Below are 26,337 nucleotides of genomic sequence, written 5' to 3' on the forward strand. Positions count from 1 at the left end.
TTACCGGTATTGCTGGTGGCAGGACTGGCAGGCGTCGCCGACCGGCTTGATCGCCTGGGCCAGCGCCGCGCAATCGGTCGGATGCGCCTGCACCGCATTCTGCAGCGCCGTGCGCAGGCGGCCGGAGTGGTCCAGGAAGTCCTGCTCGGCGCCCGGGAAGGCGACGGGGATGTCCGACGCGGTCGACTGCAGGCGCAGGAGGTGGTCGTTGACCTGCGCGGCATCGCACTGCTTGCTCTTGACCGCCTGGCCAAGCGCGCCCATGTGATGGCCCATCACCGTCATCACCGCGTGCGGCATCGGGTTGCGGTCGCCCAATGCCTTCATGGCGAATACGGTGCCGAGGACGCCGATGACCAGGCCGAGCAGGAGCAGGAGTGCGGAACGTGCGTTCATGGTGGACCGCCCTTGAAGAGTGTGAAGGGCCAGAATACCGAAGCATCGACGCCTTTCGTAGCCGTAAAATGGGCTTTTCCGCGTAGGAAACCGCACGCGATGGCAGGCAGCATCCACCCCCTCCCGGGGCAGGCCGCATGAGCGGCCCGCATTACCCGGTCGAACGCTTCGAGGGCGTCGAACGCCTGTACGGCCGGGGCACCATCGAGCGCCTGATGAACGCCCATGTCTGCGTGATCGGCATCGGCGGGGTCGGCTCCTGGGCGGTCGAGGCGCTGGCGCGCAGCGGCGTGGGCCGGTTGACCCTGATCGACGCCGACGAGGTGTGCCTGTCCAACACCAACCGCCAGCTGCACGCGCTGGATGGCCAGTGGGGCAAGCCCAAGGTGGGGGTGATGGCCGAGCGTGCGCATGCGATCAACCCGCGCATCCGGCTGGAGGCGATCGAGCGCTTCCTCACCACGGCCACGCTGGACGAGCTGCTGGATCGTGGCTACGACGTGGTGCTGGATGCCTGCGATGCCTTCCGCGTGAAGCTGGAGGCCATCGCCTGGTGCCGCCGGCGCAAGTTGCCGGTGGTGACGGTCGGTTCGGCCGGCGGGCGCACCGATCCGACGCAGATCCGCGTGCGCGATCTGTCGCGTACCGAGCACGATGCGATGTTCAGCCTGATCCGCAAGAAGCTTCGGCAGGATTTCAACTTTCCGCGGAACCCGGACCGCTACTTCGGCGTGTCGGCGGTGTATTCGCTGCAGAACGTGCAATACCCGCAGCCGGATGGGAGCGTGTGCGGGTTGCGCCCGCCGGGCGGGGATTCACTCAACCTGGCCTGCGGCGGCGGGTTGGGCGCGGCGACGCACATCACCGGAGCGTTCGCGTTTGCGGCGGTGGGGAAGGTCTTGGAGAAAGTGCTGGAGAAGTAGCTCGCCTCCAAAGAGGTCGCCATCGAGCCTTCCCCCGCGACCGCGGGGGAAGGTGCCGACAGGCGGATGGGGGCGCCCTTGGGCGCGATGCATGGGTGGATTCGATGCAAGACTTCCCCCATCCGCCCTTCGGGCGCCTTCCCCCGTGAACGGGGTAAGGATCCATGGCTCACCACCCCATGTAGTGCCCGCCGTTGATCGCCAGATTCGATCCGGTGATCCAGCTCGCTTCGTCGGTGGTGAAGAAGGCCACCGCGTGCGCGATCTCCTCGGGCTTGCCCAGCCGCCCGATCGGGATCTGCGCCACGATCTTTTCGCGTACCTCCTCCGGGACGGCCATCACCATGTCGGTTGCCACGTAGCCCGGCGACACCGTGTTTACCGTGATGCCGAACTTCGCGTTCTCCTGCGCCAGCGAGATGGTGAACCCGTGCATGCCGGCCTTGGCCGCGGCGTAGTTGGCCTGGCCGTACTGGCCTTTCTGGCCGTTGATCGAGCTGATCTGCACGATGCGGCCCCAGCGGCGCGCGCGCATGCCCTCGATCACCGGACGGGTGACGTTGAAGCAGGCGTTGAGGTTGGTGTTCACCACCTCGGTCCACTGCTGGTAATCCATCTTGTGGAACGTGGTGTCGCGGGTGATGCCGGCGTTGTTGACCAGGATCTGCACCGGGCCGCATTGCGCTTCCACGGCGCGCACCATCGCCTCCGCCGAGCCCGGTTCCGCCACGTCGCCCGGCACCATGCACACGTCGATGCCTTCGGCCGCCATGCGTTCGCGCCAGGCCCGTGCCTTGGCCTCGTCGCGGTAGTTGGTGGCGACGCGGTGTCCCTGGCGCGCGAGGTAGCGGACGATCGCGCTGCCGATGCCGCCCGTGCCGCCGGTGACCAGTGCGGTGCGTGGGTTCATTGCCGAGATTCCCGATGCCAGACGCCGGTGCTGGCGTGCCCTGCATGTATACCCCAACTTCATGACAGCTGCTGCCCCTGGCCTCCTGCAGGAGCGCACCCTGTGCGCGACCGCCATGCGTCATCCACGCCACAACCAAAGCTTGCGCGCCCCGGTGTCGCGCCGTCGCGCACAGGTGCGCTCCTACAGGGGGCGCGCAGCCAGGCGGGGCAGGCGGGCGGGATCGAAACGCTCCAGCGCGGCTTCCAGCAGGGCCGCGGGGCTGCGTGCACCCGTGGACGTCTGGACGTCCAGGAAGGCCAGCGCCTTGCGCAGCGCCGGCAACGGCTCGGTCGGGTCCACCGGATGCGCCTGTTCGGACTTGGACAGCTTGCGCCCCTGTGCATCCAGCGCCAGCGGCAGGTGGCGGTACGCCGGCATGGGCAGGCCGAGGCACTGCTGCAGCCAGATCTGCCGCGGGGTGGAGTCGAGCAGGTCGTTGCCGCGCACCACCTCGGTGATGCCCTGGAACGCGTCGTCCACCACGCAGGCCAACTGGTAGGCGTAGTAGCCCTCCACGCGACGGATGACGAAGTCACCGGCTTCGTCCCGCAGGTTCTGCCGTTGCGGCCCCTGTTGCGCGTCGTCGAAGTCGATCGTCACGTCCGGTACGCGCAACCGCCAGGCGGGCGGGCGGTCCGACTCGGGCAGCGCGATGCAGCGCCCGTCGCGATGCATCCCGCCCTCGGCCGCCAGTTGTGCCCGGCTGCACCAGCAGGGAAACACCAGGTCGGCGGCGCGCAGGCGCTCGAAGGCGGCGTCGTAGGCGTCGCGGCGTTGCGACTGGAACAACGCGGGGGCGTCGGCGACCAGCCCGAATGCTGGCAGCGCGGCCAGGATTGCCTGCGCCGAACCGGCGACCTCGCGCGGCGGATCGATGTCCTCCACCCGCACCAGCCACCGCCCGCCCGCATGGCGCGCGCACAGCCAGCTGCCCACCGCGGCCACCAGCGAACCGAAGTGCAGCAGGCCGGTGGGGGAGGGGGCGAAGCGGCCGCAGTAGGTCATCCGCGCAGTCTACCGACGTGGCGGCTTGCGCCGGGATGGGGCGGCGCGAAGTCGCAGGCAGGCGCGACCCCGGAACCGACGTCACGGGGGCTGGTCTGAACCTCTGCGAGGCGGCTTTCCCCTTGAAACCGGCCGCCCGCGCCCCGAATCTCCCCCGCGGTGCGAACCGCTTTCCCATGACTGCCAAACGAGACAGCCGTGCGTCGAATCGTCCTCTTCCTTGCCACCAACATCGCCGTCCTCCTGCTGCTGAGCATCGTCTGCCGCCTGTTCGGCATCGACCAGTGGGCCGCCGCCCACGGCTACGGCGGCATGACCGGATTGCTCGTCTACGCCGCGGTGTTCGGCATGGGCGGCGCCTTCATTTCGCTGGCGATGTCCAAGACCATCGCCAAGTACTCCACCGGCGCGCGCGTGATCGAGCAGCCGCAGACCGCCGCCGAGCGCTGGCTGGTCGACACCGTGCGCCACCACGCCCAGGCCGCCGGCATCGGCATGCCCGAAGTGGCCATCTACGACGCGCCGGAAATGAACGCGTTCGCCACCGGGATGACGAAAAACAGCTCGTTGGTAGCGGTCAGCTCCGGCCTGCTGCAACAGATGGATCGCGAGCAGGTCTCGGCCGTGCTCGGCCACGAGATCGGCCACGTCGCCAACGGCGACATGGTGACGCTCACCCTTATCCAGGGCGTGCTCAACACGCTGGTGATCCTCGCCGCGCGCGTGGTGGGCAACCTGGTCGACAGCTGGCTCAACGGTGGCCGGGACAACCGCGGCGGCATCGGCATGGGCTACTTCGTCACGGTGATGGTGCTGCAGGTGGTCTTCGGCCTGTTCGCCTCGATGATCGTGGCCGCCTTCTCGCGCTGGCGCGAGTTCCGCGCCGACCGCGCGGGTGCGCAGCTGGCCGGCCGCGGGTCGATGATCTCCGCACTGCAGCGGCTCAAGGGCGATCATGGCCAGACGACGCTGCCCAAGGCGATGGCCGCCTTCGGCATCTCTGGCCACATGGCCGCGGGCCTGCAGCGCCTGTTCATGAGCCATCCGCCGCTGGACGAGCGCATCGCGGCGCTGCAGGCGGCGCGGTAAGCCGCCGGATCCGGCCGCCGATGCCGTATACGGGAACATTCAAGCAAACACGCAAGCCATGGAACCTCCACGCATGAACGCATCCACCGAAACCCGCAAATTCGAAGCCGAAGTCGCTCAGGTCCTGCACCTGGTCACCCACTCGCTCTACTCGCACAAGGAAATCTTCCTGCGCGAGCTCGTTTCCAATGCCTCCGACGCCTGCGACAAGCTGCGCTTCGAGTCGATCGCGCAGCCGGAACTGCTGGCCGGCGAGGGCGAGCTTCACATCGACGTGAGCTGGGACGAACAGGCGCGTACCGTCACCGTGCGCGACAACGGCATCGGCATGAGCCGCGACGAGGTGGTGGCGAACATCGGCACCATCGCCAGCTCCGGCACGCGGCGTTTCCTGGAGGCGATGAGCGGCGAGCAGAAGGCCGACGCGCGCCTGATCGGCCAGTTCGGCGTGGGCTTCTACTCCGCCTTCGTGGTGGCCGACAAGGTCACCGTGCTGACCCGCCGCGCCGGTGCGGCGAACACCGAGGGCGTGAAGTGGGAGAGCGACGGCAAGGGTGAGTATTCGCTGGAACAGGTCGAACTCGACGAGCGCGGCACCACCGTGATCCTGCACCTGAAGGCCGGCGAGGACGAATTCCTCAAGCGCTGGCAGCTTTCCTCGTTGATCCGCAAGTACTCCGACCACGTCGCCTTCCCGATCCGCATGCCGAAGGAAGCGGAAGGCAAGCCGACCGACGAGTGGGAAACCGTCAATGACGCCGGCGCCCTGTGGACCAAGCCGAAGAGCGAGATCAGCGACGAGGATTACGTCAGCTTCTACAAGTCCCTCGGCCACGACTTCAACGACCCGCTGGCCTGGACCCACAACCGCGTGGAGGGAAGCCAGAGCTTCACCACGCTGCTCTACCTGCCGGCGCAGCCGCCATTCGACCTGATGATGGGCGGCCGCGACGAGCGCAAGGGCCTGAAGCTCTACATCAAGCGCGTCTTCATCATGGATGCGGCCGAGGAGCTGCTGCCCAACTACCTGCGTTTCGTGCGCGGCGTGGTCGACGCCGACGACCTGCCGCTCAACGTCAGCCGCGAGATCCTGCAGCACAACCGCCAGCTCGACCGCATCAAGGCTGCCTGCGTCAAGCGCGTGCTCGACCTGATCGAGAAGCTCGCCCGCGACGAGCCGGAGAAGTTCGCCACCTTCTACAAGGCCTTCGGCAACACGCTCAAGGAAGGCATCGCCGAGGACGCCAACAACCGCGAGCGCATCGCCAAGCTGCTGCGCTTCGCATCGACCAAGAGCGAGGGCGCCGGGCAGACGGTCGGCTTCGACGACTACATCGGCCGCATGAAGGTGGGCCAGGATGCGATCTGGTACATCACCGCCGACAGCTATGCCGCCGCGGCCGGCAGCCCGCAGCTGGAAGCGTTCAAGGCCAAGGACATCGAAGTCCTGCTGATGTCCGACCGCATCGACGAGTGGATGCTCGGCTCGCTGAGCGAGTACGACGGCAAGAAACTCCAGAGCGTGGCCAAGGGTGAGGTGCCGCTGGACGAGGCCGACCGCAAGAAGCAGGAGGAAGCCGCCAAGGCGGCCGAGCCCCTGCTGGCGAAGATGAAGGAGCTCCTCGGCGATCGCGTCGGCGACGTCAAGGTGTCTGCCCGCCTCACCGACAGCCCCTCGTGCCTGGCCCTGTCGGATTACGAAATGGCGCCGCACCTGGCCCGCCTGTTGCGCGAAGCCGGCCACGACATGCCCGAGTCCAAGCCGACGCTGGAGATCAACCCGCAACACCCGCTCGTGCAGCGCGTGGAAACGGAGGCCGATGCAGACACGGCCCGCGACCTGGCCATGTTGCTGCTGGACCAGGCCGAGATCGCCGCCGGCGCGCAACTGCCCGACCCGGCAGCGTTCGTGCAGCGGATGAACCGCGTGTTGCTCGGATAAGGCCACGACGGACGACAAGAAGCCCGCCAACCGGCGGGCTTTTTTTTCTGCCGCTCAAGGCGCGGCGCGACAGCCCGGCTCGGCGGTTCCTCAGTTGGCCAGCGGTTCCGCTTCGGCTGCCGGCTGCACGGTGGCCGCCGTCCCGGCCGCCGCCACGATGATTGCGAGGATCGCCGCCCACTGCATCGGGGTGAGCTGCTGGTCCAGCAACGCCGCGCCGGCCATCGCCGCGATCGCCGGCTCCAGGCTCAACAGCGTGCTGAAGGTGCGCGCCGGCAGCCGCGTCAGCGTGACCATCTCCAGCGAATAGGGCAGCGCCGAGCTGAGCAGCGCCACGCCGAGCGCGTACGGCAGCAGGCTGGGCGACAGCAGCGCGTCGCCGGCATGCGCGACACCGAACGGGATCACCAGCAAGGCGCCGATCGAGATGCCCAGCGTGACCGCATCGCCGCCGTGGCTCGCCCCGACCTTCTTGCCCAGCACGATGTACAGCGCCCAGCCCACGCCGGCGGCCAGTGCATACATCACGCCGACCGGATCGAGCGCCTGGGCCTGTGCGCGCAACGGCAGCAGCAGTGCCAGGCCGGCGATCACCAGTGCGATCCAGACGAAGTCCAGCGGCCGACGCGAAGCGAACAACGCCAGCGCCAGCGGCCCGGTGAACTCCAGCGCGACCGCGATGCCGAGCGGGATCGTGCGCAGCGACATGTAGAACACCAGGTTCATTGCGCCCATCGAAAGGCCGTAGCCCCAGAGCGCACGCCAGTCGCGCCGGCTGCCCGCCCGCCGCCACGGCCGTCGCCACAGCAACAGGATCAGTGCACTGAGCCCGAGCCGATAGGCGGTCGCGCCCTGCGCCCCCACCTGGGGAAACAGATGCCTGGCGAGCGACGCACCGCATTGGTACGAGACCATGCTGACGAGCAACGCACCGACGGCGAGCGCGACCGGGGCGACGGCGGAGCGGGATGACATGCAGGCAACCGGGGAAGGGCAGTTCGCCCATGATGCGCGCGGGCCCGGCCAAAGCCCACTGGCCGGACCGCTGCGTGTGGGTCATTGCTGACAACGCACTGGCAGCAGCGCGGACGGCGCCCGTGCGTGCCCTTCAGTGCGCCGCGGCGCCGGGCTCCTGCCGGTCGGCCGGCGCGGGCCAGTCGCGCATCGCCTCCGGCGGCACGCCCACGCGTCGGCACGAGCGGCTGACCACCCCGCTCTCCTTCAGTGCGGCGCGGAACGCCGGCGCCATCGACCACAGCAATCGCGCGGCCACGCGCGCCTGCCGGCGCTGCCGGGGTGTGTGGCACAGCAGGTCGCCCGCCCATGCGGGCAACAGCGCCATGCCGGCATGCAGGAAGACGTCGCGGGAGAGACCGGCGAACGGCACGGGCAGGCGCACCTCGGCGAGCACCCGCAGCACCTCGCGCGAGCGCCCGGTATAGGCCAGGCGCGGCTGTATCGCGGCAAAGTAGTCGGCCACCTCGCCTTCCGAGGCGGGCACGTCGCGCGCGCCGAGCGCCTCGGCAACGCGGCGCACTTCATCGTAGTAGCGGTCGGCGATCGCACGCGGCACGGCATGGTGGGCGAACCGGCGGTAACCGGCCAGGAAACTGTGCGCCTCGGTGACGTGCACCCAGGTGAGCAGCGCAGGATCGTCCGCCGCGTAGGGCGTGCCGTCTTCACCGGTACCGCGCACGAAGCCATGGATCCGCCGTACGTGCCCGATCAACCCTTCGGCGGCCGCGCGGGGCGCGTACGTCGTGGCCCCGACGAACGTGGTGGTGCGGCGCAGCCGCCCGACCAGGTCGCCGCGGAAATTCGAATGGTCCCACACGCCGGCCAGGGCCAGCGGGTGCAGCGTCTGCATCATCAGCGCGGCCAGCCCCCCGGCGAGCATGCCGGGAAAGTCGGCATGGATGCGCCAGGTCACGCTGTCCGGGCCGAACAGGCCCGGGTCGCCGCGCGGGTGGTCGTAATCCAGCGTGCTGTCGGGATCGCGCGGGAACGCGCCCAGTACCCAGCGGCGGATCGGTTCGCCGGACATGCGATGGAGCAGGTCGGACAGCACGGCGCGAAGTTCCGTTTGGAAAAGCCCAGCATCGGCGTCCGTGCCGGCCGTCGCAACTGGCCATGCGCGTGGCACACAAGCGTCCGATTACCAGTACATAATGCGCCGGACGCAAGGAGCCTGTATCACGCAGGCACATGCCGGGGGGCATATGGGCGCATGGGGAAAGCGGGCGGCACGTACGGTGCTGGTCATGGTGTCTGGCGGTTGCGCGTGGGCCGGCGCGTCGCCGGCCAGGGGGGCGGACGTGCCGGCGCGGCCGCCGCTCTATGCCGACGCGCCGGACGTGGTGCGCACCTTCCTCGTGGCGGCCAAGCGCGCCGAGGCGCTGCACGATCCGCTGGCACGCTGCCTCGCCTATCCCGACTACCCGGGCAACGCGTGGCCCAAAGGCCTGGCCGAGGCTTACTGCCATTACCTCTTTGATCCGTCGGTGACGCTCGCGATGGTGCGCCAGGCGCTCGACAGCCATGCGGCCGACAGCCTGGAGGCGCGGTTCAGGGCGGATCTCGAACGCCACTTCGTCAAGGATCGTTTCAGCGAAATCATCCATCGGGACTTCGCCGTCTTCGACGCTTCGCAGGCGTCAGGCCAGCTCACCCAGCGCTGGCTGGAACAGGCCCCGCACAGTGCCTACGCCCTGACCGCCCGCGGCATCTACTTCGGCCATATGGGCATGAAGGCGCGCGGCGGTGCCTGGGCGAAGGACACGCCGCCGGAAAACATGCAGCGGATGTCCGAGTTCATGGCGCGCGCGATCGATCTGTTCCAGCAGGCGATCAGGATCGAGCCGCGTCTGCTGGACGCCTACGTCGGCCTGGAGGATGTCGCCAACACGGACAGCCGGGGCGAACTGGAGGAGCAGGCTTTCGACTCCGGCATGGCGATCGACCCGGCCTGCAAGGTGCTGACGGGCTATCGCATGGTCGCGCTCACTCCGCGCTGGGGCGGCAGCTATCCCCGGATGGTGGCGCTCGCCAACCAGTTGAAGGCGTTCCTGCCCCAGCGTCCGCTGCTTGCGCTCAATACCGAGTGGCCGCTGGTCGACCTGGCCGACCAGGTCAGCAGCCAGGTCAGTTACGAAAAAGGCCTCGAGGTGCTCAAGCCCGTAGTCCTGCGCACGGCCCACGCCGGCGTGCTCGCAGACGTGGCGGAGTGGTCCGACCACGTCCAGCCGGTCGATCGCTGGGAGCAACTGATGCTGCTGCTGGAGGCCGGCCGCTTCGAGCAAGGCTCCGAAGAAGTCGCACGGTTGCGCGGTCGCCTGCTGTTGCTGGTGGCGCGCGAGCCAGCCTGGGCGCAGTCCAGCCTCGCCTACGCGGTGAGCAAGGAGCCGGGGGATGCCTATGCGCACTACCTGTTGGCTGCCTCGTACTGGAACGCGGGCGATCCGGCCCGCTCCGAACACGACTACGTGCTGGCGATGGACGATGCCTCGAACCGCCAGGACGCGCTGTACGAGGTCACCCGGGCCATGCTGCAGGCCAAACAGCCAGCCAAGGCGCGACGTTACGTGGACCGGCTCAACAAGGAATACCCCGACGATGGCCCGGGCTGGTACCTGCGCGCGAGCGTGCTGATTGCGCAGGGCCGCAACGGTGAGGAGGTGACGACGGCGCTGCGCAGGTTCGTCGCCACGGCCGATCGCAGCGACATCAGGCAAGCGATGCAGGTACGCGAGGCGGAACGCACGCTGGGCCAGGTCGACGCGTTCATGAAGCGCATGAAGGCGAAGCCATGAGCCCCGCCTTGCGCCTGGCTGCCACCACGCTGGCGTGGGCGATCCCGATGCTCGCAGCGCACGCGGTCGACCACACGCGCGTGCTCGACCCGCAGGAGAAGGTGGCCGGCCGCAGCCAGGCGGACTACGCGATCGCCTGGTGGCAATGGGTCATGCGCCTCCCCGACGGGGTTCGCGCTTACCAGGATCCGAGCGGCGCGCAGTGCGCGATCAACCAGCACGGGCCGGTCTGGTTCCTGGCCGGCACCGAGGGAACCATGGAGGCCCGGCGCGAATGCCTCATTCCGGCGGACACGCATGTGTTCGTGCCGGTCATCGCGGTGCTGGCGCACGCCTCGCCCGGCAAGCCGCTGGCCTGCGGGCAGGCGCAGGCAAGCGTGCGGGCGACCAATGATCACCTGGCGCAGGCGCAGGTGCTGCTGGACGGCGAAGTCATCGCCCACGTGCCGGAACACCGGCTGCGCACGCGCTGCTTCGATGCTTTCCAGGACGCGAAGTATGTCGAACGGCATGCGCCCTACGTGCCGGCGGCCAGCGATGGCTACTGGCTGATGCTCGCTCCCTTGCCGCCCGGCACGCATCGGCTCTCGATACGGGCGCGCTACGATCATCCGGGCGGGCTGCAGGGCGACCTGGAAGAGGTTTTCGAGTATCAGCTGCGGGTCGGCGGAAAGCTGGCGCCCTTGCCGCGGGTCGGCCAGCCAATCAGCACCTGATCAGCTGGCGACACCCACCGCCGCCGCCGGTACGTGGCTGGCTGCGGCCACGGCCCGCGGCGAAGGCATGACCAGCATCGCGCTCATGACGGCCAGGCACAGCAGCATGCAGGCGGCGAAGAAGCTCTGCAGCAGGACGGTTTCGAATTTCATGGCGGTTCTCCGGGTGGTGGAAGGAAGGCTCTCGCGGATGGGATGGCACAACCCGTGCCAAGGTTTAAAAGCAAGGCGCCATGCGGCCTGCGGGGAATCGCCCGTGGCCGTGAGCGGCGTCCGCGGACACCGCGGCCGCGCGTCCGGACAGTCGCGGACGGACAGCCGGCAACCGCAGCAACCATGACGGTGCGGTCGCGCCGGGTGCGCTAGCGTGCGGGGCGACGACGGCAAGAGAGCGACCAACACGATGTTCCGCGTGGGCCTGATTTCCGACACCCACGGCCTGCTGCGCCCGGCCGCGGTGGATTTTCTGCGCGGCTGCCAACGCATCATCCACGCGGGCGACATCGGCGGCCCCGCCATCCTCGACGCGCTGTCGGCCATCGCCCCGCTGACCGCCGTGCGCGGCAACAACGACCGCGACGCCGGGTCCGCCCAGCTGCCGGAAACGGCGACGCTCGAACTGGGCGCCGTGCGGCTGTACGTGCTGCACGACCTCAAGGCGCTTGCGGTCGATCCGGGCGCGGAGGGTGTCCACGTGGTGGTTTCGGGGCACTCGCACAAGCCGCTGGTCGAGGAACGCGCAGGCGTGCTCTACGTCAATCCCGGCAGTGCCGGGCGGCGTCGGTTCAAGCTGCCGATCGGCGTGGGCGAGTTGCTCATCGATGGGCGCGAGGTGATGCCGCGGATCGTGGAGCTGGACGGCTAGAAGGCCCGCGTCGGGTCGCGGCGCGGTGCGAAGGAACCTGCGGTGCAACGCAAGCTATTGCCTGCCCGCTTCACCCGTCCTTGCCAGCCCAAGCGCATGATGCCGGCAAGCTGCACGAACGCATCGATGCGATGGCTCTGCGCAGCGTGGATGCTCCCGGAAGCCTCGTCCCTTGCTTGCATCGCGGCCATCCGCACCACGCACTTTCTGGTGTCGGGGCGCGGAGCTGATCGCGTCGGAACGCCAGCGCCGGCCCCGCGCCAGCCTCCCCCAGCGGACCCCATGCCCATGACCACCACGCAGACAGACGCCACCGCCACCTCGCTGGGCAACCTGCAGGACCTGCTTCCCGCGCTGGAGAAGCTCTACACCGATATCCACGCGCACCCCGAACTGTCGATGCAGGAAACCCGCACCGCCGCGCTGGCCGCCGACCATCTGCGGAGCGCCGGTTACGAGGTGACGACCGGGGTCGGCAAGACCGGCGTGGTCGGCCTGCTGCGCAACGGCGAGGGGCCGACCGTGATGCTGCGCGCCGACATGGACGCCCTGCCGGTGAAAGAGGCGACCGGTGCGCCGTACGCGAGCAAGGTCGAAGCCGTCGACCGCGAAGGCAACAGCGTGCCGGTCATGCATGCCTGCGGCCATGACATGCACGTCAGCTGGCTGGTCGGTGCCGCCACGCTGATGGCGCAGACCCGCGCGCAGTGGCATGGCACGCTGATGGCGGTGTTCCAGCCGGGCGAGGAAACCGCCGAAGGGGCCCGCGCGATGATCGACGACGGACTCTTCCAGCGCTTCCCCAGGCCCGACGTGGTGCTCGGCCAACACGTCATGGTCGGGCCGGCAGGCGCGGTCGCAGGTCGCACCGGCGTCATCACCTCGGCCGCGGACAGTCTGGAGATTCGCCTGTTCGGGCGTGGTGCGCACGGCTCGATGCCGCAGGCGAGCATCGACCCGGTTGTGATGGCGGCGGCGACCGTGCTGCGGCTGCAGACTATCGTCTCGCGCGAACTGTCGTCCACGGAGGCAGCGGTGATCACCGTCGGCTCGCTGCAGGCCGGCACCAAGGAAAACGTCATTCCCGACGAGGCCGTCATCAAGCTCAACGTGCGCACGTTCGACGACGGCGTGCGCACGCGCGTGCTCGATGCCATCACGCGCATCGCCAACGCCGAGGCGGCCGCCTCCGGTGCACCCAGGCCGCCACAGATCACACCGCTGGACCGCTACGCCCTGGTGAACAACGATGCCGCCGCGGCGCAGCGCGTGGTCGAGGCGTTCCGCGCATTCTTCCCGCCGGAGCGGGTGCGGCAGACCGGACCGACCTCGGCCAGCGAGGACTTCGGCTCATTCGGTGCCGAGTGGCACGTGCCCCCGGTGTTCTGGTTCGTCGGAGGGACCGATCCGGACACCTACGCGAAAGCGAAGGGCGAAAACCGCCTCAACGAGATACCGACCAACCACAACCCGGCTTTCCTGCCGGTCATCCACCCCACCCTGGAAACCGGGGTGGAGACCCTGGTGGTGGCCGCGCGCGCGTGGCTGTCGCCTGCGACCTGAGCCACGGGCAACCGGAGCCGGCCATCCGATGATGCACATCCTGGTGCTCGTGCTGGATCTGGGCGGTACCTTCGTGTTCGCCATCAGCGGCGCGATGGTCGCGGTCAAATATCGTTTGGACGCGTTTGGTGTGCTGGTGCTGTCGTTTGCCGCCGGCAACGCCGGCGGCATCACGCGCGACCTGCTGATCGGCGCGATACCGCCGGCGGCCATCGACGACTGGCGCTACGTGGTGGTGTCCGCGCTGGCGGGCACGATCACGTTCCTGTGGTATCCGGTCACCCGCCGCTACAGCCGGGACGTGCTCTGGCTCGATGCCGTGGGGCTGGCCTTCTTCGCGGTCGCCGGCACCGAGAAGGCGCTCGTCCACGGCATTCACCCGATGATGGCGGCACTGCTCGGCATGCTCACCGGCATCGGCGGCGGCATGCTGCGCGATGTCCTCGTGTCCGGCATTCCCACCGTACTGCGCACGGACCTCTACGCACTGGCCGCGCTCGCCGGCGCGGGCGTGGTGGTGGGCGGGCACCTGCTGCAGGTCCCGCCGACGATGGCGGCGGTGGCCGGTGGAGGCGCTTGCCTGGCACTGCGCTTCATGGCGATCCGCCGCGGCTGGCACCTGCCGTCGGCCCGGTGGGGGCCTGGCGCGGCACCCGACAACCACCATGACGGCAACGGCCGCTGATCGAAATCGCAGGTTCAGCCGATCGCAGGGTGGGCGTCGGGCACGGACTGGCGCGCGCGGCGCCAGTCGCGCAGGCCGATGGCGGCCAGTACGACGAAACCGGCGTACAGCACCGCGGTGATCAGCAGGTCCTTGTAGACGTACTCGCCGACGTAGATCACGTCGACCACGATCCACAGCCACCAGGCGGCGATGTGGCGGCGCCCCTGCCACCACTGCGCGACCAGGCTGAAGGCGGTGAGTGCGGCGTCCAGCCAGGGCAACGCGGCGTCGGTCCAGCGGTGCATGACGTAGCCGAGCGCGAGCGCGCCGGCGAGGCCCAGTGCCAGATGGCCCGCGAACTGGCGCGGCGGTAGCCTCGCCACCTGCACGCGGCCATCGCTGCCCAGGTGCTTGAGCCAGCGCAGCCAGCCGTACACGATCAGCCCCGCGAACGCGGCCTGCAGCAGGGCATCGGAGTAGAGCCTGGCGTCGATGAAGATCCCGCTGTAGACCACCACTGACGCCAGGCCCACCGGCCAGCACCACGGGCGCCGCCGCGCGGTGAGCCATACGGCCCACGCGCTCAGCACCGCGCCGATGAGCTCGATCGCACCCATCAGAACGCGTAGCTCACGGAAAGCCGGGCCAGCCGCGGCGCGCCCGGGAACAGGTAGCTGTCGCCGAAGGCGCTGCCGGTGTCGCGCCAGTAGAAGCGGTTGAACAGGTTGTCGATCGACAGCCGTGCGGTGAGCGCATGGCCGCCCAACGTGGCCACGTAGCGCACGCCGGCGTCGAGCACGTTGTAGGCGGAAACGCGCACGCGGCCGTCGGGGGTGGCGGCGTTCGGCGAGGCGTAGCGCCAGCCGCCGAGCAGGCTCAGCTGCGGTGCGAACGGAAGGCGGTAATCGGCGTACACGGCGGCACGCACGCGCGGCACGTTGACGACCTGGTGGCCTTCGTACGCAGGCGTGCCGGTGTCCTGTGCACGTGCGCGGATGAAGCTCGCGCTGGCGGTGAGTTCGAGGTCATCGCCGACGCGGCCGTGCGCACCCAGCTCCAGCCCGGTGTGCACCTGTTCGCCCTGCTGCACGAAGGTGAAGCCGTAATCGGAATCGTCCGGCTGGGCGAACTGGTAGGGCTGGCGGATGCGGTACAGGGCGGCGGCGAGATCGAGCGCGCTGCCGACGGCGTACTTCAGGCCGGCTTCGAGCTGGCGCGACAGCCGCGGTGCGAGCATCTGGCCGTCATTGCTGGTCCAGTACGGCGCTTCCTTGCCCAGTGACAGGCCTTCGCTGTAGCTGAGGTACGTGGTGAGCGCCTCCTCCGGCTGCCACAGCACGGCCGCCTGCGGCAGCGTTTTGCTCAGGCGGGTATCCCGCTCGGGGGCCCCGTCGCCGTCGTAGGCACGCTCGTGCAGGCGGACGAAGCGACCGCCGGCGACCAGCTGCCACTGCTCGCCAAGGTGCAGCCGGTCCAGCGCGAACAGCGAATGCTGCCAGCTGGTGAGCCGGCGTACCGCGGGACCGGGCTGGTTGGGCGAGGGCGCGAAGTAGGGTGGGTCCAGATCGGCGATGTTGGCGGTGCCGACGTAGTCGTAGACGTCGGCACGCTGATCGTTGAGGCGCCGGAACGCACTCGCGCCCAGCGTGAGCTGGTGGCTTACCACGCCGGTGTCCAGGTGGCCTTCCAGCGTCCCGCGCGCTTCGTCGTCGATGCGCGTGTCGTCGGGGCTGCGGTAGTCGTAGACGTCGTAGTCGCCGTTGGGCGCGAAGTAGTTGCCCGGCGCGCCGGTGGCGCAGGCGGGCGAGTAGAAGCAGCCGTAGGCGAACGCCACGTTGTCGTCGATCACGCTGCGGCTGTGGCCCGCGGCCAGGCGCAGGCGCCAGTCGTCGCTCAGCGCATAGTTGAAGCGTGCGCTGGTGTTGGCCGCATGGATACTCACCGGCTGCTGCCACGGCTCGAAGCCGAGCATTCGGGTGGGATCGGCGTGGTCGGGAATCGTGTTGCCGCCAAGCAGCTGGTAACCGGACACCGAGCGCTGCGCGCTGGCCTGGTAGTCGCTGTCCAGTTCCAGCGTGGCTTCGGGGGTAATGCGCCAGTCGGCGGCCACGGCGTAGAAATTGCGGCGCCCGTCGGCGTGTCGCTCATAGGAATGGATGTCTTCCCACGCCAGGTTGGCGCGCACGCCGAAGGCCGGCGTCAGCCAGCCGCCGACGTCCAGCGCGCCGTAGCGCGAACCATGCGAGTCGGTGCCCAGCGTCACCTCGCGCACGTCGGCCGGGCGCTTGCTGACGAAGTTGACCACGCCGCCCGGCTCCATCACGCCGGCCTGCAACCCGGCCAGGCCCTTGAGCACTTCCACCCGCTGCTTGTCCTCCAGCGCGACCGGCTGCTCGCCGGCGATGGTGAGGTTGTTGATGCGCAGGCCGGTGGCCAGATCCAGCGGATAGCCGCGGATGGCGATGTCCTGGTAGTAGCCGACTGGCGCGTAGTTGTCGCCCAGCGAGGCATCCTCGCGCGCCAGTTCGCTCAGCGAGCGGATCTGGCGGTCGTCGATCTGCTTGCGCGTGACCTGCGTGACGGCGGCCGGGGTGTCGTGCAGCGAGGCGTTGCCGTAGGCGTCGATGGCGGTGCCGTGGCGGTCATCGTGGGTCCGGCCTTCCACCCGCACGGGCGCCAGTTCCTTCGCCTGGGTGGCATCGGGCTGGTCGGCGGCGTACGCGGTCGGGGCCAGTGCGGCGAGGAGGGCAAGCAGCAGGGGAGTGCGGGGCAGGGTCATCGTCGGCTCGTCGGAAGGGGACACGAACGAAGCGACGGTCAGGCGCACGCCCGGACGGACGCGCGACTGCTTATCAAGCTCCCTACGCCGGTACAAGCCGGATCAGGTTCCAAGGGACTCTCTCAGCCCGGCCGTTCGCCGGGCACCCCCGCTTCAAGACCGGTATTGAAGCATGGAATGGACGTCCAATCCAAACGCTCGCCCTGGGCGCGGCCGGATCGAGCGGCTTCCACATGCCTGCGCGCGCTACCACTGCGCGCGCGAATGCCAGCTGCGCGCAGCATTAGCGGCTCCGGTTCAGGCAAGCGCCCGGATGGCGTCGAGCAACGCGCGTCCAGGGGGCGTGGCGAACCATGCCGCGTGCCCGTGCAGAAAGGTGTGGTAAGCCACGTCGGCGTTGGCCGGCGAGCCGGTGACCGCCGCGAAGTACTCCACTTCCGACAGCGCGAAGTCCACGTGCACCAGCGGCAGGAGATCGGCCAGCAGGTGGATGTCCGACGCGGACAGCGGGCGCTGTGCGCGGTATCCGGCGATCAGCGCCCGTGCGGTGTCCGGGTGGGCGGCGTCCGCCCGGTCGAGCGCCAGCCAGGCAATCGCGTTGCGCTCGATCGCGGTGGCCAGGTCGAACAGCGCGAACGTGCGCGCCGCCAGCCCGAAGTCGAGCACGGCGGTGATGGACGCTTCCGCGCTGCCGCCACTCCAGCACAGGTTGGAAACATGCCAGTCGCCGTGCGTCCACAGCCTTGGCTGCATGGCAAGCGACGCCTGTATGGCGGGGTGAAACGGCGCCAGCGTCTCACCGATTTCGGAGCGCCAGTCGCGTTGCGCCAGGTAGGCCGCCAGTCCCGGCCGGTCCGGCAATTGCCTTTCGATGGTCGCGAGCGGGTCGGCTGCCTCGAGTATCTCACTGCGCGCGACCAGCCGATGCGTGCCGCGCTGCCTGGCCGTATAGCCTTCCGCGGCGTCGTGCACACGGGCAAGCATGGCGCCGGCCGTGTGCGCGTGGGCGAGGTCGGGCAGCGGCGTCCAGGAGGCGGTTTCGCGGTACAGGTCCAGGCCGGCAGCGGGCGCATGCACCTCGTACGTCCAATCGCCCCGCGCGATCGCCGTATGGCCATCGGCATCGGCCAGCACGGACGGAACGGGCACGCCCGCCGCACGAAGCCAGGCCATGAAGGCGTGTTCTTCGTCCAGCGTCTCGGGCGTACGCACACTGCGGTGGTGGCGTTTGACGAACACTCGGCCGTCGGCGGTATCGACCAGGGCCGCGGCCGACAGCGGGCGCGGGCTGTGCCATCCGATGGCGTCGGCCGAAGCGATCGACGGATAGCGGGCCAGCAGCGCAGCCACTTCCGATCGGGCGAGCGGCGGCCAGTCGGGATGGGCGTCGTCGTCGGCCAGGCCGTGGACGCGATGGTCGGTGTCGTTCATGCGGCCATTATCGCGTCGCTTCGATGCGCCTGCTCCAGGAGCGGTGGGCTGAGCACCGTCCTGCGGCATGCCGTCACCCTCCTTCCGGCATGCTATGCCACCGCTTCCCCGGACATCTCGATGACTGCCTTGCTTCTGCTGTTCACCTGCCTGGTGCTGGGCGCGCTGGTGGCGCGCCTTGCCCGGCCGCCGGCAGGTCTCGCGGCGGGACTGAACTGGTGGGTGATCAACATCGCGCTGCCCGCGCTGGTGCTGGAGCTGATCCCGAAGCTTCGGTTCGATCCGCACTTGTGGTTCCCGATCATAGCCATGTGGCTCACCTTCGGCGGCGCCTGGCTGCTGTTCGGGCTGTTGGGGCCGCGTCTGGGCTGGTCGCGCGGGCGCATCGGCGCCTTGATCCTGGTTTGTGGCCTGGGCAATACCTCGTTCATGGGCTATCCGCTCATGCAGGCGTTATACGGCCAGCCCGGCCTCACGCTGGCGGTCGTGGCCGACCAGCTCGGTGCGTTTCCCGTGCTCGCCTCCGCCGGCATCGTGGTGGCCTGCCTTTACGCCGGACGCGCGCCGGAGCCGGCGATGATCGTGCGGCGCATCGTCACGTTCCCGGCGTTCGTGGCGTTGCTGGTGGGAATCGCGGTGGGCGTGCTGGGCGGCTGGCCGGTGGTCGTCGAGGGCGTGTTCGCACCGCTCGGAGCCACACTGACGCCGCTGGCGCTGTTTTCGGTGGGGCTGCAGTTCCGCTTCCATCCGGGCGAGCGCCAGTTCGCCGCCGCGGGCCTGGGGCTGGGCTGGAAGCTCGTGCTGGCGCCCCTGGCTTGCTGGGTGCTCGGCATCGCTGCGGGCGTGGGTGGCCTGGTCCTGACGGTAGGCGTGCTGCAGGCCGCGATGGCGCCCATGGTATCGGCCACCATCCTGGCCGACGAATACGGGCTGGACCCGCCGCTGGCCAACACCATCCTGGGCGCAGGCATCGTGCTGTCATTGCTGACCGTGACGCTGGGCAGCGCGTTGCTCGGGTGATGCAAGGGCGCCGGATCGCGCGGGATAATCAACCCATGAACGAAATGCAGGACATGCCGCTGGCCGTGCGTGCCGACGTGTGGTTGTGGGCCGCGCGCTTCTTCAAGACACGCAGCCTGGCCAAGCAGGCGATCGATGGCGGCAAGGTCGACGTTAATGGCAGCGGCTGCAAGCCGGCCAAGACGCTCCACGTGGGCGACCGGATCGAGCTGACCCGTGGCGAGGAACGACTGGAGGTGGTCATCGTCGCGCTGTCGCAGATGCGCGGCCCGGCCCCGGTGGCGCAGGGACTCTACCGCGAGACCGAAGCCAGTGCCGCCGCCCGCGAGGCGGCCCGCGCGCAGCGTCGGCTGGGCGCGGCCGGGTTGCTGCGGCCGCCGACGCGCCCGGACAAGCAGGCGCGCCGGCAGATCCAGCGATTCAAGGACGGGCAGACCTAGGGCCCGTGCCGCGTGGGCACGGGCAGCCGGGTCACTCGATGATCAGGGTCACCTCGATGTTGCCGCGGGTGGCGTTGGAATACGGGCACACGGTGTGCGCCTGGTCGACCAGCGCCTGCGCCCGCGCGCGCTCGATCCCCGGCAGCCGGATGCGCAACTGCGCCTGGATGCCGAACCCTTGCGGGATCGGGCCGATCCCCACTTCGGCGGTGATCGACGCGTCGGCGGGGACGTGGGTCTTCTCGCGGGCGGCGACGAAGCGGATCGCACCCAGGAAGCAGGCCGCGTAGCCGCAGGCGAAGAGCTGCTCCGGATTGGCGCCATCGCCACTGCCGCCCATTGACTCGGGCGGCGCCAGCTTGACGTCCAGTCGCCCGTCGGGGGTGCTGGCGCGCCCGTCGCGGCCGCCGGTGGCGGTGGCCTGCGCGGTGTAGAGGATCGAGTCGGGCTTCATGCAGGTTCCTTGTCGTTGCCATCCAGCAGCGAGGTGGCGAGCGCGAGGTTGCGCAGCGCGTGCTCCACGCCCGCCCCGTAGGCCGGGTCGGCCTGGTTGCAATGGGCGATGTGACGCTGCTGGATCTCGAACGGCGCGCCGCCGAGCGAGCGGGCAGTGTTGTCGAACAGTGCGTGGCGCTCGGCCAGGCTCATGCGCTGGAACAGCGCGCGCGGCTGGCTGAAGTAATCGTCGTCCTCACGATGGTTCCAGTGGTCGGCGGCCCCTTCGAGCGACAGCGGCGGCTCGCGGAAGTCCGGCTGCTCCTGCCAGTGGCCGTAGCTGTTGGGCTCGTAACCGGGGGTGCGGCCGTGGTTGCCGTCGACCCGCATCGCACCGTCGCGGTGGTAGCTGTGGAACGGGCAGCGCGGCTGGTTGACCGGGATCTGGTGGTGATTCACGCCCAGCCGGTAGCGCTGCGCGTCGCCGTAGGAGAACAGCCGCGCCTGCAGCATGCGATCAGGCGAAAAGCCGATGCCCGGCACCACCTGCGCCGGATTGAACGCGGACTGCTCGACCTCGGCGAAGAAGTTCTCCGGGTTGCGGTTGAGTTCCATCACGCCGACCTCGATCAGCGGGTAGTCCGCGTGCGGCCACACCTTGGTGAGGTCGAACGGGTTGTAGGGCACGCGCGAAGCGTGGGCTTCGGGCATCACCTGCACGAACAGCGTCCACTTCGGATGGTCGCCGCGATCGATCGCCTCCAGCAGGTCGCGCTGGTGGCTTTCGCGGTCCTTGCCGATGAGCGCCTCGGCTTGCCTGTCGGTGAGATTCCTGATGCCCTGCTGGGTGCGGAAGTGGAACTTCACCCAGTAGCGCTCGTTGGCGGCGTTGATGAAGCTGAAGGTGTGCGAGCCGAAGCCATGCATGTGCCGGTAGCTGGCCGGGATGCCGCGGTCGCTCATGACGATGGTGACCTGGTGCAGCGCTTCGGGAAGCGAGGTCCAGAAGTCCCAGTTGTTGCGCGCGCTGCGCATGTTGGTGCGCGGGTCGCGCTTGACCGCGTGGTTGAGGTCGGGAAACTTCAGCGGGTCGCGCAGGAAGAACACCGGCGTGTTGTTGCCGACCAGGTCCCAGTTGCCTTCCTCGGTATAGAACTTGACCGCGAAGCCGCGGATGTCACGCTCGGCATCGGCCGCACCGCGTTCGCCGGCGACGGTGGTGAAACGGGCGAAAAGTTCGGTCTGCTTGCCGACTTCGGAGAACAGCCTGGCGCGGGTGTAGCGGGTGATGTCCCGCGTGACGGTGAAGGTGCCGTAGGCGCCCGAGCCCTTGGCGTGCATGCGCCGCTCGGGGATCACCTCGCGGTCGAAGTGGGCGAGCTTCTCCAGCAGCCACACGTCCTGCAGCAGCGCCGGACCGCGACGGCCGGCGGTCATCGTGTTCTGGTTGTCGGGCACCGGAGCGCCGGCGGCGGTGGTGAGCTTGGGTTTGCGGTGGTCGTTCATGCGCGTGGCTTCCGGTGGTGGTGAGCCACTGTAGGAAGCACGCGACGATAGGGGAATTCGATTGTTTGGATGGGCGCGATAGCATTTGGCTATCGAGCGACGGGCCAGCCTCAGTGCACCAGCGCCTTGAGCCGGTAGAGCGTCTCGAGCGCCTCGCGCGGCGACAGCGCGTCCGGGTCGAGACGCTTGAGCGCTTCCTCGGCAGCCGAGGGCTGCGCGCTGAACAGGCCCAGTTGCGGCGAGGCCGATGGCGGCGCGCCGGCAGCCGGTCCGGAGGCCTGCATGCCTCGCTCGAGCTCCGCCAGGGTGCGGCGCGCATCGGCAATCACGCTCTTGGGCAGACCCGCCAGCGCCGCCACCTGCAGACCGAAGCTGCGGTTGGCAGGGCCTTCCTTGACGGCGTGCATGAACACCAGTTGGTCGCCCCGCTCCTTATGGTGATGTTCCACCGCGTCCAGATGCACGTTGGCGATCGACGGGTACTCGCCGGCCAGCTCGGTCAGCTCGAAGTAGTGCGTGGCGAACAGCGTGAATGCGCGACTGTGCGTGGCCAGGTGCACGGCCGCGGCGCGGGCGAGGGCGAGGCCGTCGTAGGTGCTGGTGCCGCGGCCGACTTCGTCCATCAGCACCAGGCTGTGCTCGCTGGCGTTGTGCAGGATGTTGGCCGTCTCGCTCATCTCCACCATGAAGGTGGACTGGCCACGCGAAAGATCGTCGCCCGCGCCGATGCGGGTGAAGATGCGGTCGACCGGCCCGATGCAGGCGCGCGATGCGGGTACGTAGCTGCCGATGTGGGCGAGCAGCACGATCAGCGCGTTCTGGCGCATGTAAGTGCTTTTGCCGCCCATGTTCGGGCCGGTGATCATCAGCATGCGGCGGGCGTCGGTAAGGTCCAGGTCGTTGGGTTCGAAGGGCTCTGCGCGCACCTTCTCCACCACCGGATGGCGGCCGCGCTCGATGCAGATGCCGGGCGCGTCGGTGAGATCGGGCGCGCGCCAGTCCAGCGTCTCGGCGCGCTCGGCCAGGCAGGCGAGGACGTCCAGTTCGGCGATGGCGGACGCGGCATCCTTCAGCGGCGCGAGGCGCTCGATCAGCGTAGCGAGCAGGTTCTCGTACAGTGCGCGTTCGCGCATCAGCGAGCGCTCGCGCGCCGAGAGCACCTTGTCTTCGAAGGCCTTGAGCTCTCCGGTGATGTAGCGCTCGGCGTTCTTGGTGGTCTGCCGGCGGGTGTAGTGCGTCGGCGCCTTGTCGGCCTGCGCGCGGGTGATCTCGATGTAGTAGCCGTGCACGCGGTTGTAGCCGACCTTGAGCGTGCTGATGCCGCTGGCCGCCTTCTCGCGTTCCTCCAGTTCGACCAGGAACTGGTCGGCGTTGGTGGACAGCCGGCGCAGCTCGTCGAGTTCCGCGTCGTAGCCTTCGGCTATGACGCCGCCGTCGCGCTGCAGCACCGGCGGTTGCGCCACGACCGCGCGCTGCAGGAGCGCGGCAGTCTCGGCGTGGTCACCGATGCGCGCGACCAGTGTGTGCAGCAACGGACTGTCCAGCGCGGCAAGTTGCTCGCGCAACACCGGTGCGGCCGCGAGGCCATCGCGCAATGTCGAAAGGTCGCGCGGGCGCGCCGAGCACAGCGCCACGCGGGCCAGGATGCGCTCCAGGTCGCCGATGCCGCGCAGCTTCTCGCGCAATGGCTCATATGCGCGCGCCTCGATCAGCGTGGCGATTGCCTGGTGGCGCAGGCGCAGCGTGTCGCGCGAGCGCAGCGGGCGGTTCAGCCACCGACGCAACAGGCGCGCGCCCATCGGCGTGACCGTCTCGTCCAGCACGCCGAGCAGGGTGTGCTCGATGCGGCCGCTCGGATGCGTGTCCAGCTCGAGATTGCGCCGCGTGGCCGCGTCCAGCGCGATGGTTTCGCCGGCGTTCTCCACGGCCATGCCGGTGAGGTGCGGCAGGGCGCTCTTCTGGGTTTCCTCGACATAGCCGAGCAGGCAGCCGGCCGCGGCGATCGCCAGTGGCAGCCCTTCGACACCGAAGCCGCCGAGATCGCGCGTGCCGAAGAAGCGGTTGAGCTCGCGGCGCGCGGCATCCAGGTCGTAATGCCACGGCGGGCGCTTGCGCAGGCCGGGCAAGGCGGTGACCAGGTTCGGCCATCCGCCGTCCTCGCCGACCAGCGTCTCGGCCGGCTGCAGGCGCGCGAGCTCGGCGGCGAGCGCCTCGGCGCTGGGCACTTCGCTGAGCAGGAAGCGGCCGGAACTCAGGTCCACCCAGGCCAGCCCAAAGGCCCCCTGCGCACCGGCGTGGATCGACAGCAGCAGGTTGTCGCGACGTTCTTCCAGCAGCGCCGAGTCGGTCACCGTGCCGGGCGTGACGATGCGTACCACCTTGCGCTCGACCGGACCCTTGGAGGTCGCCGGGTCGCCGATCTGCTCGCAGATCGCCACCGACTCGCCGAGCTTCACCAGCCGCGCCAGGTAATTCTCCGCCGCGTGGTAGGGCACGCCGGCCATCGGGATCGGCGCGCCGGCCGACTGCCCGCGCTGGGTCAGCGTGATATCGAGCAGTCGGGCCGCCTTGCGCGCGTCGTCGTAGAACAACTCGTAGAAATCGCCCATGCGGAAGAACAGCAGCACGTCCGGGTGCTCGGCCTTGTGGGCCAGGTAATGGCGCATGAAGGGAGTGTGCGAGGCGGAGTCGTTGAGGTTCATGCAGGACATCAGGCGGCGGTCGCCGGCGGCGGTAATCACGCGAGAGGCATCGGAGTGTACACGGCGTGAGCCGTGGCCCGGCCGCGCAGAAGGCAGGCAATGGCACGACCAGCAGGAGCGCACCGATGCGTGACCGGGATGCATGGCAACCAGGCCCACACCCGGCCGGTGGATGCCGATCGCGCCCAGGGGCGCCCCGCATCCGCCTGTCGCCACCTCCCCAGTTCGCGGAACGTGCTGCGCCGCGTGTGTGATCCTTCCCCCGCTTCCACGGGAGAAGGTGCCCGCAGGGCGGATGGGGGAAGCGCGCCTCAACCCGCCCCGGCATCGCAGGCGCCGCGTGGCAGAAGCTGACCGTACAACCTTCCTTGCCGCGACATCCCTCGAGCGGGTAGAACGGTCCCTTTCCCTGCCGGAATGCCCGCCGTGCCCCTGTCCGCCCCCACCGATGCCGAGCTCTCCGCACTGGCCGCCCGGGTCGCCACCGACCTCCAGCAGCACAAGCTGATGCTGGTGACCGCCGAGTCCTGCACGGGCGGCTGGATCGCCAAGACCCTCACCGATCAGCCCGGAAGCTCGGCCTGGTTCGACGCCGGCGTGGTGGTCTACAGCTACGAGGCCAAGGAGGCGCTGCTCGGCGTCAATCCGCGCACGCTCGAACACACCGGCGCGGTCAGCGAGGAAACCGTACTGGAGATGGTTTCCGGCGCGATGGCCCGGTACGGCGCCGGTGTCGCCGTGGCGGTCACCGGTATCGCCGGGCCTTCGGGCGGTACGCCGGACAAGCCCGTCGGCACCGTCTGGATCGGCTGGAAGCGCCGCGGCGGCTACGCCCGTGCGCAGCTGTTCCATTTCGCCGGCGACCGCGAGGCGATCCGCCGGCAAAGCGTGGCCGCCGCGCTCAACGGCGTGCGGAAAGCGCTGACGGAATGAGGCGTCCTGCGCTGGCGGCGGGGCTTGACGGCTGTGGGATAATCAAGGCCTTGGCAGATCGCAGTCCGTGAGATTCCGACCGGGCAAGATCGCTCCCATTCCTCGCCACACCACCGGGATTCCCACGATGGACGACAACAAGCGCAAAGCGCTGGCCTCTGCCCTTGGCCAGATCGAGAAGCAGTTCGGCAAGGGCGCGGTGATGCGCCTTGGCGACCGCACCGACGACGCCATCGACACCGTCTCCACCGGCTCGCTGGGCCTGGACATCGCGCTGGGCGTCGGTGGCCTGCCGCGCGGTCGCGTGATCGAGATCTACGGTCCGGAGTCCTCGGGCAAGACCACGCTGACCCTGCAGGTGATTGCCAACTGCCAGAAGAACGGCGGCACCGCCGCGTTCGTCGACGCCGAGCACGCGCTCGACCCGACCTATGCCGAAAAACTCGGCGTCAACGTCGCCGACCTGCTGGTCTCGCAGCCGGACACCGGTGAGCAGGCGCTGGAAATCGCCGACATGCTGGTGCGCTCCGGCGCGGTGGACGTGGTGGTGGTCGACTCGGTCGCCGCGCTCACGCCGAAGGCGGAAATCGAAGGCGAGATGGGCGACTCGCACGTCGGCCTGCACGCCCGCCTGATGAGCCAGGCGCTGCGCAAGCTCACCGCCAACATCAAGAAGTCCAACTGCCTGGTGATCTTCATCAACCAGATCCGCATGAAGATCGGCGTGATGTTCGGCAGTCCCGAGACCACCACCGGCGGCAACGCGCTGAAGTTCTACGCCTCGGTGCGCCTGGACATCCGCCGCATCGGCGCGGTCAAGAAGGGGGACGAGGTGATCGGTTCGGAGACCCGCGTCAAGGTGGTCAAGAACAAGGTCGCGCCGCCGTTCCGCCAGGCCGAGTTCGAGATCCTCTACGGCGAGGGTTCCTCGCGCGAGGGCGAGATCATCGAGCTGGGCGTGAAGGAAAACCTGATCGACAAGTCCGGCGCCTGGTACAGCTACAACGGCGACCGCATCGGCCAGGGCAAGGAAAACGTGCGCCAGTTCCTGCGCGACAACCCGGCCATCGCCAACGAGATCGACCAGCAGTTGCGCGCGCGCCTGCTGGTGGGCGGCGGCAAGGCGGCCGCGGCCTCCGAAGAGGCACTGGAAGAAGCCTGAGG

The 26,337-nt window shown here is 69.1% G+C and carries 24 protein-coding genes and 1 riboswitch; of the genes, 12 read left to right on the forward strand and 12 right to left on the reverse strand.

What is annotated here, in order from left to right; all coding sequences use genetic code 11:
- A complete protein-coding gene (locus ACFWZU_RS01975) occupies positions 1 to 396 on the reverse strand; it encodes a cytochrome c (protein WP_439699726.1) in 396 nt (131 codons plus the stop codon).
- A gap of 137 nt (positions 397 to 533) precedes the next feature.
- Here ACFWZU_RS01975 and ACFWZU_RS01980 point away from each other — a divergent pair, with 137 nt between their 5' ends.
- Positions 534 to 1,319, forward strand: coding sequence for a tRNA threonylcarbamoyladenosine dehydratase (locus ACFWZU_RS01980; protein ID WP_439699727.1), 786 nt, complete (start codon positions 534 to 536; stop codon positions 1,317 to 1,319).
- 169 nt (positions 1,320 to 1,488) lie between these two features.
- Here ACFWZU_RS01980 and phbB read toward each other — a convergent pair whose 3' ends face one another.
- Positions 1,489 to 2,229: an acetoacetyl-CoA reductase gene (gene phbB, locus ACFWZU_RS01985; RefSeq protein WP_439699728.1), complete on the reverse strand. Its 741-nt coding sequence runs from the start codon at positions 2,227 to 2,229 to the stop codon at positions 1,489 to 1,491.
- Between the two features lie 183 nt (positions 2,230 to 2,412).
- Entirely contained in the window at positions 2,413 to 3,276 is an 864-nt protein-coding gene (gene gluQRS / locus ACFWZU_RS01990; protein WP_439699729.1) for a tRNA glutamyl-Q(34) synthetase GluQRS, read from the reverse strand.
- Positions 3,277 to 3,474: 198 nt separating this feature from the next.
- On the opposite strand from gluQRS, the gene htpX reads away from it, so the two are divergent.
- On the forward strand, positions 3,475 to 4,365 hold the full coding sequence (gene htpX / locus ACFWZU_RS01995) for a protease HtpX (RefSeq protein WP_439699730.1): 891 nt from the start codon (positions 3,475 to 3,477) through the stop codon (positions 4,363 to 4,365).
- A 73-nt stretch (positions 4,366 to 4,438) separates the two neighbouring features.
- Positions 4,439 to 6,307, forward strand: coding sequence for a molecular chaperone HtpG (htpG, locus tag ACFWZU_RS02000; protein ID WP_439699731.1), 1,869 nt, complete (start codon positions 4,439 to 4,441; stop codon positions 6,305 to 6,307).
- A 90-nt stretch (positions 6,308 to 6,397) separates the two neighbouring features.
- Here htpG and ACFWZU_RS02005 read toward each other — a convergent pair whose 3' ends face one another.
- Complete coding sequence (locus ACFWZU_RS02005) at positions 6,398 to 7,282, reverse strand: EamA family transporter (protein WP_439699732.1); 885 nt, start codon at positions 7,280 to 7,282, stop codon at positions 6,398 to 6,400.
- Positions 7,283 to 7,415: 133 nt separating this feature from the next.
- On the reverse strand, positions 7,416 to 8,351 hold the full coding sequence (locus ACFWZU_RS02010; RefSeq protein ID WP_439699814.1) for an oxygenase MpaB family protein: 936 nt from the start codon (positions 8,349 to 8,351) through the stop codon (positions 7,416 to 7,418).
- Positions 8,352 to 8,568: 217 nt separating this feature from the next.
- Here ACFWZU_RS02010 and ACFWZU_RS02015 point away from each other — a divergent pair, with 217 nt between their 5' ends.
- Both ACFWZU_RS02015 and ACFWZU_RS02020 read left to right on the forward strand, forming a co-directional pair.
- On the forward strand, positions 8,569 to 10,116 hold the full coding sequence (locus ACFWZU_RS02015) for a tetratricopeptide repeat protein (RefSeq protein WP_439699733.1): 1,548 nt from the start codon (positions 8,569 to 8,571) through the stop codon (positions 10,114 to 10,116).
- Positions 10,113 to 10,832: a hypothetical protein gene (locus ACFWZU_RS02020; RefSeq protein WP_439699734.1), complete on the forward strand. Its 720-nt coding sequence runs from the start codon at positions 10,113 to 10,115 to the stop codon at positions 10,830 to 10,832. Before ACFWZU_RS02015 ends, ACFWZU_RS02020 begins: the two co-directional genes overlap by 4 nt.
- Here the strand turns inward: ACFWZU_RS02020 and ACFWZU_RS02025 are convergent, their stop codons facing one another.
- Positions 10,833 to 10,985 (reverse strand): hypothetical protein, encoded by a 153-nt coding sequence (locus ACFWZU_RS02025; RefSeq protein ID WP_439699735.1) that lies wholly within the window; start codon positions 10,983 to 10,985, stop codon positions 10,833 to 10,835. It lies immediately after the preceding gene.
- 250 nt (positions 10,986 to 11,235) lie between these two features.
- Between ACFWZU_RS02025 and ACFWZU_RS02030 the strand changes: the two genes are divergently transcribed.
- From ACFWZU_RS02030 to ACFWZU_RS02040, 3 genes are all read left to right on the forward strand, one after another.
- The gene (locus tag ACFWZU_RS02030) at positions 11,236 to 11,697 is read left to right on the forward strand and encodes a metallophosphoesterase family protein (RefSeq protein WP_439699815.1); all 462 of its coding nucleotides are present in this window, start codon (positions 11,236 to 11,238) and stop codon (positions 11,695 to 11,697) included.
- A gap of 288 nt (positions 11,698 to 11,985) precedes the next feature.
- A complete protein-coding gene (locus ACFWZU_RS02035) occupies positions 11,986 to 13,260 on the forward strand; it encodes a M20 family metallopeptidase (RefSeq protein WP_439699736.1) in 1,275 nt (424 codons plus the stop codon).
- A 31-nt stretch (positions 13,261 to 13,291) separates the two neighbouring features.
- On the forward strand, positions 13,292 to 13,945 hold the full coding sequence (locus tag ACFWZU_RS02040; protein ID WP_439699816.1) for a trimeric intracellular cation channel family protein: 654 nt from the start codon (positions 13,292 to 13,294) through the stop codon (positions 13,943 to 13,945).
- Positions 13,946 to 13,959: 14 nt separating this feature from the next.
- Here ACFWZU_RS02040 and pnuC read toward each other — a convergent pair whose 3' ends face one another.
- The 3 genes from pnuC to ACFWZU_RS02055 form a co-directional block, all read right to left on the reverse strand.
- Complete coding sequence (gene pnuC, locus ACFWZU_RS02045) at positions 13,960 to 14,544, reverse strand: nicotinamide riboside transporter PnuC (protein WP_439699737.1); 585 nt, start codon at positions 14,542 to 14,544, stop codon at positions 13,960 to 13,962.
- A complete protein-coding gene (locus ACFWZU_RS02050) occupies positions 14,544 to 16,706 on the reverse strand; it encodes a TonB-dependent siderophore receptor (RefSeq protein ID WP_439699738.1) in 2,163 nt (720 codons plus the stop codon). Before ACFWZU_RS02050 ends, pnuC begins: the two co-directional genes overlap by 1 nt.
- 62 nt (positions 16,707 to 16,768) lie before the next feature.
- Positions 16,769 to 16,866: riboswitch (TPP riboswitch) on the reverse strand.
- A 137-nt stretch (positions 16,867 to 17,003) separates the two neighbouring features.
- A complete protein-coding gene (locus ACFWZU_RS02055; RefSeq protein ID WP_439699739.1) occupies positions 17,004 to 18,137 on the reverse strand; it encodes a phosphotransferase enzyme family protein in 1,134 nt (377 codons plus the stop codon).
- A gap of 120 nt (positions 18,138 to 18,257) precedes the next feature.
- Between ACFWZU_RS02055 and ACFWZU_RS02060 the strand changes: the two genes are divergently transcribed.
- Both ACFWZU_RS02060 and ACFWZU_RS02065 read left to right on the forward strand, forming a co-directional pair.
- Entirely contained in the window at positions 18,258 to 19,157 is a 900-nt protein-coding gene (locus ACFWZU_RS02060; protein WP_439699740.1) for an AEC family transporter, read from the forward strand.
- Between the two features lie 35 nt (positions 19,158 to 19,192).
- Entirely contained in the window at positions 19,193 to 19,597 is a 405-nt protein-coding gene (locus ACFWZU_RS02065; RefSeq protein WP_439699741.1) for an RNA-binding S4 domain-containing protein, read from the forward strand.
- A gap of 31 nt (positions 19,598 to 19,628) precedes the next feature.
- On the opposite strand, the gene ACFWZU_RS02070 is transcribed toward ACFWZU_RS02065, so the two are convergent.
- The 3 genes from ACFWZU_RS02070 to mutS form a co-directional block, all read right to left on the reverse strand.
- Positions 19,629 to 20,051: an organic hydroperoxide resistance protein gene (locus ACFWZU_RS02070; protein WP_439699742.1), complete on the reverse strand. Its 423-nt coding sequence runs from the start codon at positions 20,049 to 20,051 to the stop codon at positions 19,629 to 19,631.
- Complete coding sequence (locus ACFWZU_RS02075; RefSeq protein WP_439699743.1) at positions 20,048 to 21,538, reverse strand: catalase; 1,491 nt, start codon at positions 21,536 to 21,538, stop codon at positions 20,048 to 20,050. Before ACFWZU_RS02075 ends, ACFWZU_RS02070 begins: the two co-directional genes overlap by 4 nt.
- 110 nt (positions 21,539 to 21,648) lie before the next feature.
- Positions 21,649 to 24,240 carry a DNA mismatch repair protein MutS gene (gene mutS, locus ACFWZU_RS02080; protein ID WP_439699817.1) on the reverse strand — a complete coding sequence of 864 codons (2,592 nt, stop codon included), beginning with the start codon at positions 24,238 to 24,240 and terminating at the stop codon, positions 21,649 to 21,651.
- A 417-nt stretch (positions 24,241 to 24,657) separates the two neighbouring features.
- On the opposite strand from mutS, the gene ACFWZU_RS02085 reads away from it, so the two are divergent.
- Positions 24,658 to 25,173, forward strand: a complete 516-nt coding sequence (locus ACFWZU_RS02085) for a CinA family protein (protein ID WP_439699744.1) — start codon at positions 24,658 to 24,660, stop codon at positions 25,171 to 25,173.
- Between the two features lie 127 nt (positions 25,174 to 25,300).
- Complete coding sequence (gene recA, locus ACFWZU_RS02090) at positions 25,301 to 26,335, forward strand: recombinase RecA (protein ID WP_439699745.1); 1,035 nt, start codon at positions 25,301 to 25,303, stop codon at positions 26,333 to 26,335.
- Positions 26,336 to 26,337: the final 2 nt, after the last annotated feature.

The organism is Frateuria sp. GZRR33 (assembly GCF_051900425.1).
In the GTDB taxonomy this organism is placed as follows: domain Bacteria; phylum Pseudomonadota; class Gammaproteobacteria; order Xanthomonadales; family Rhodanobacteraceae; genus Frateuria_A.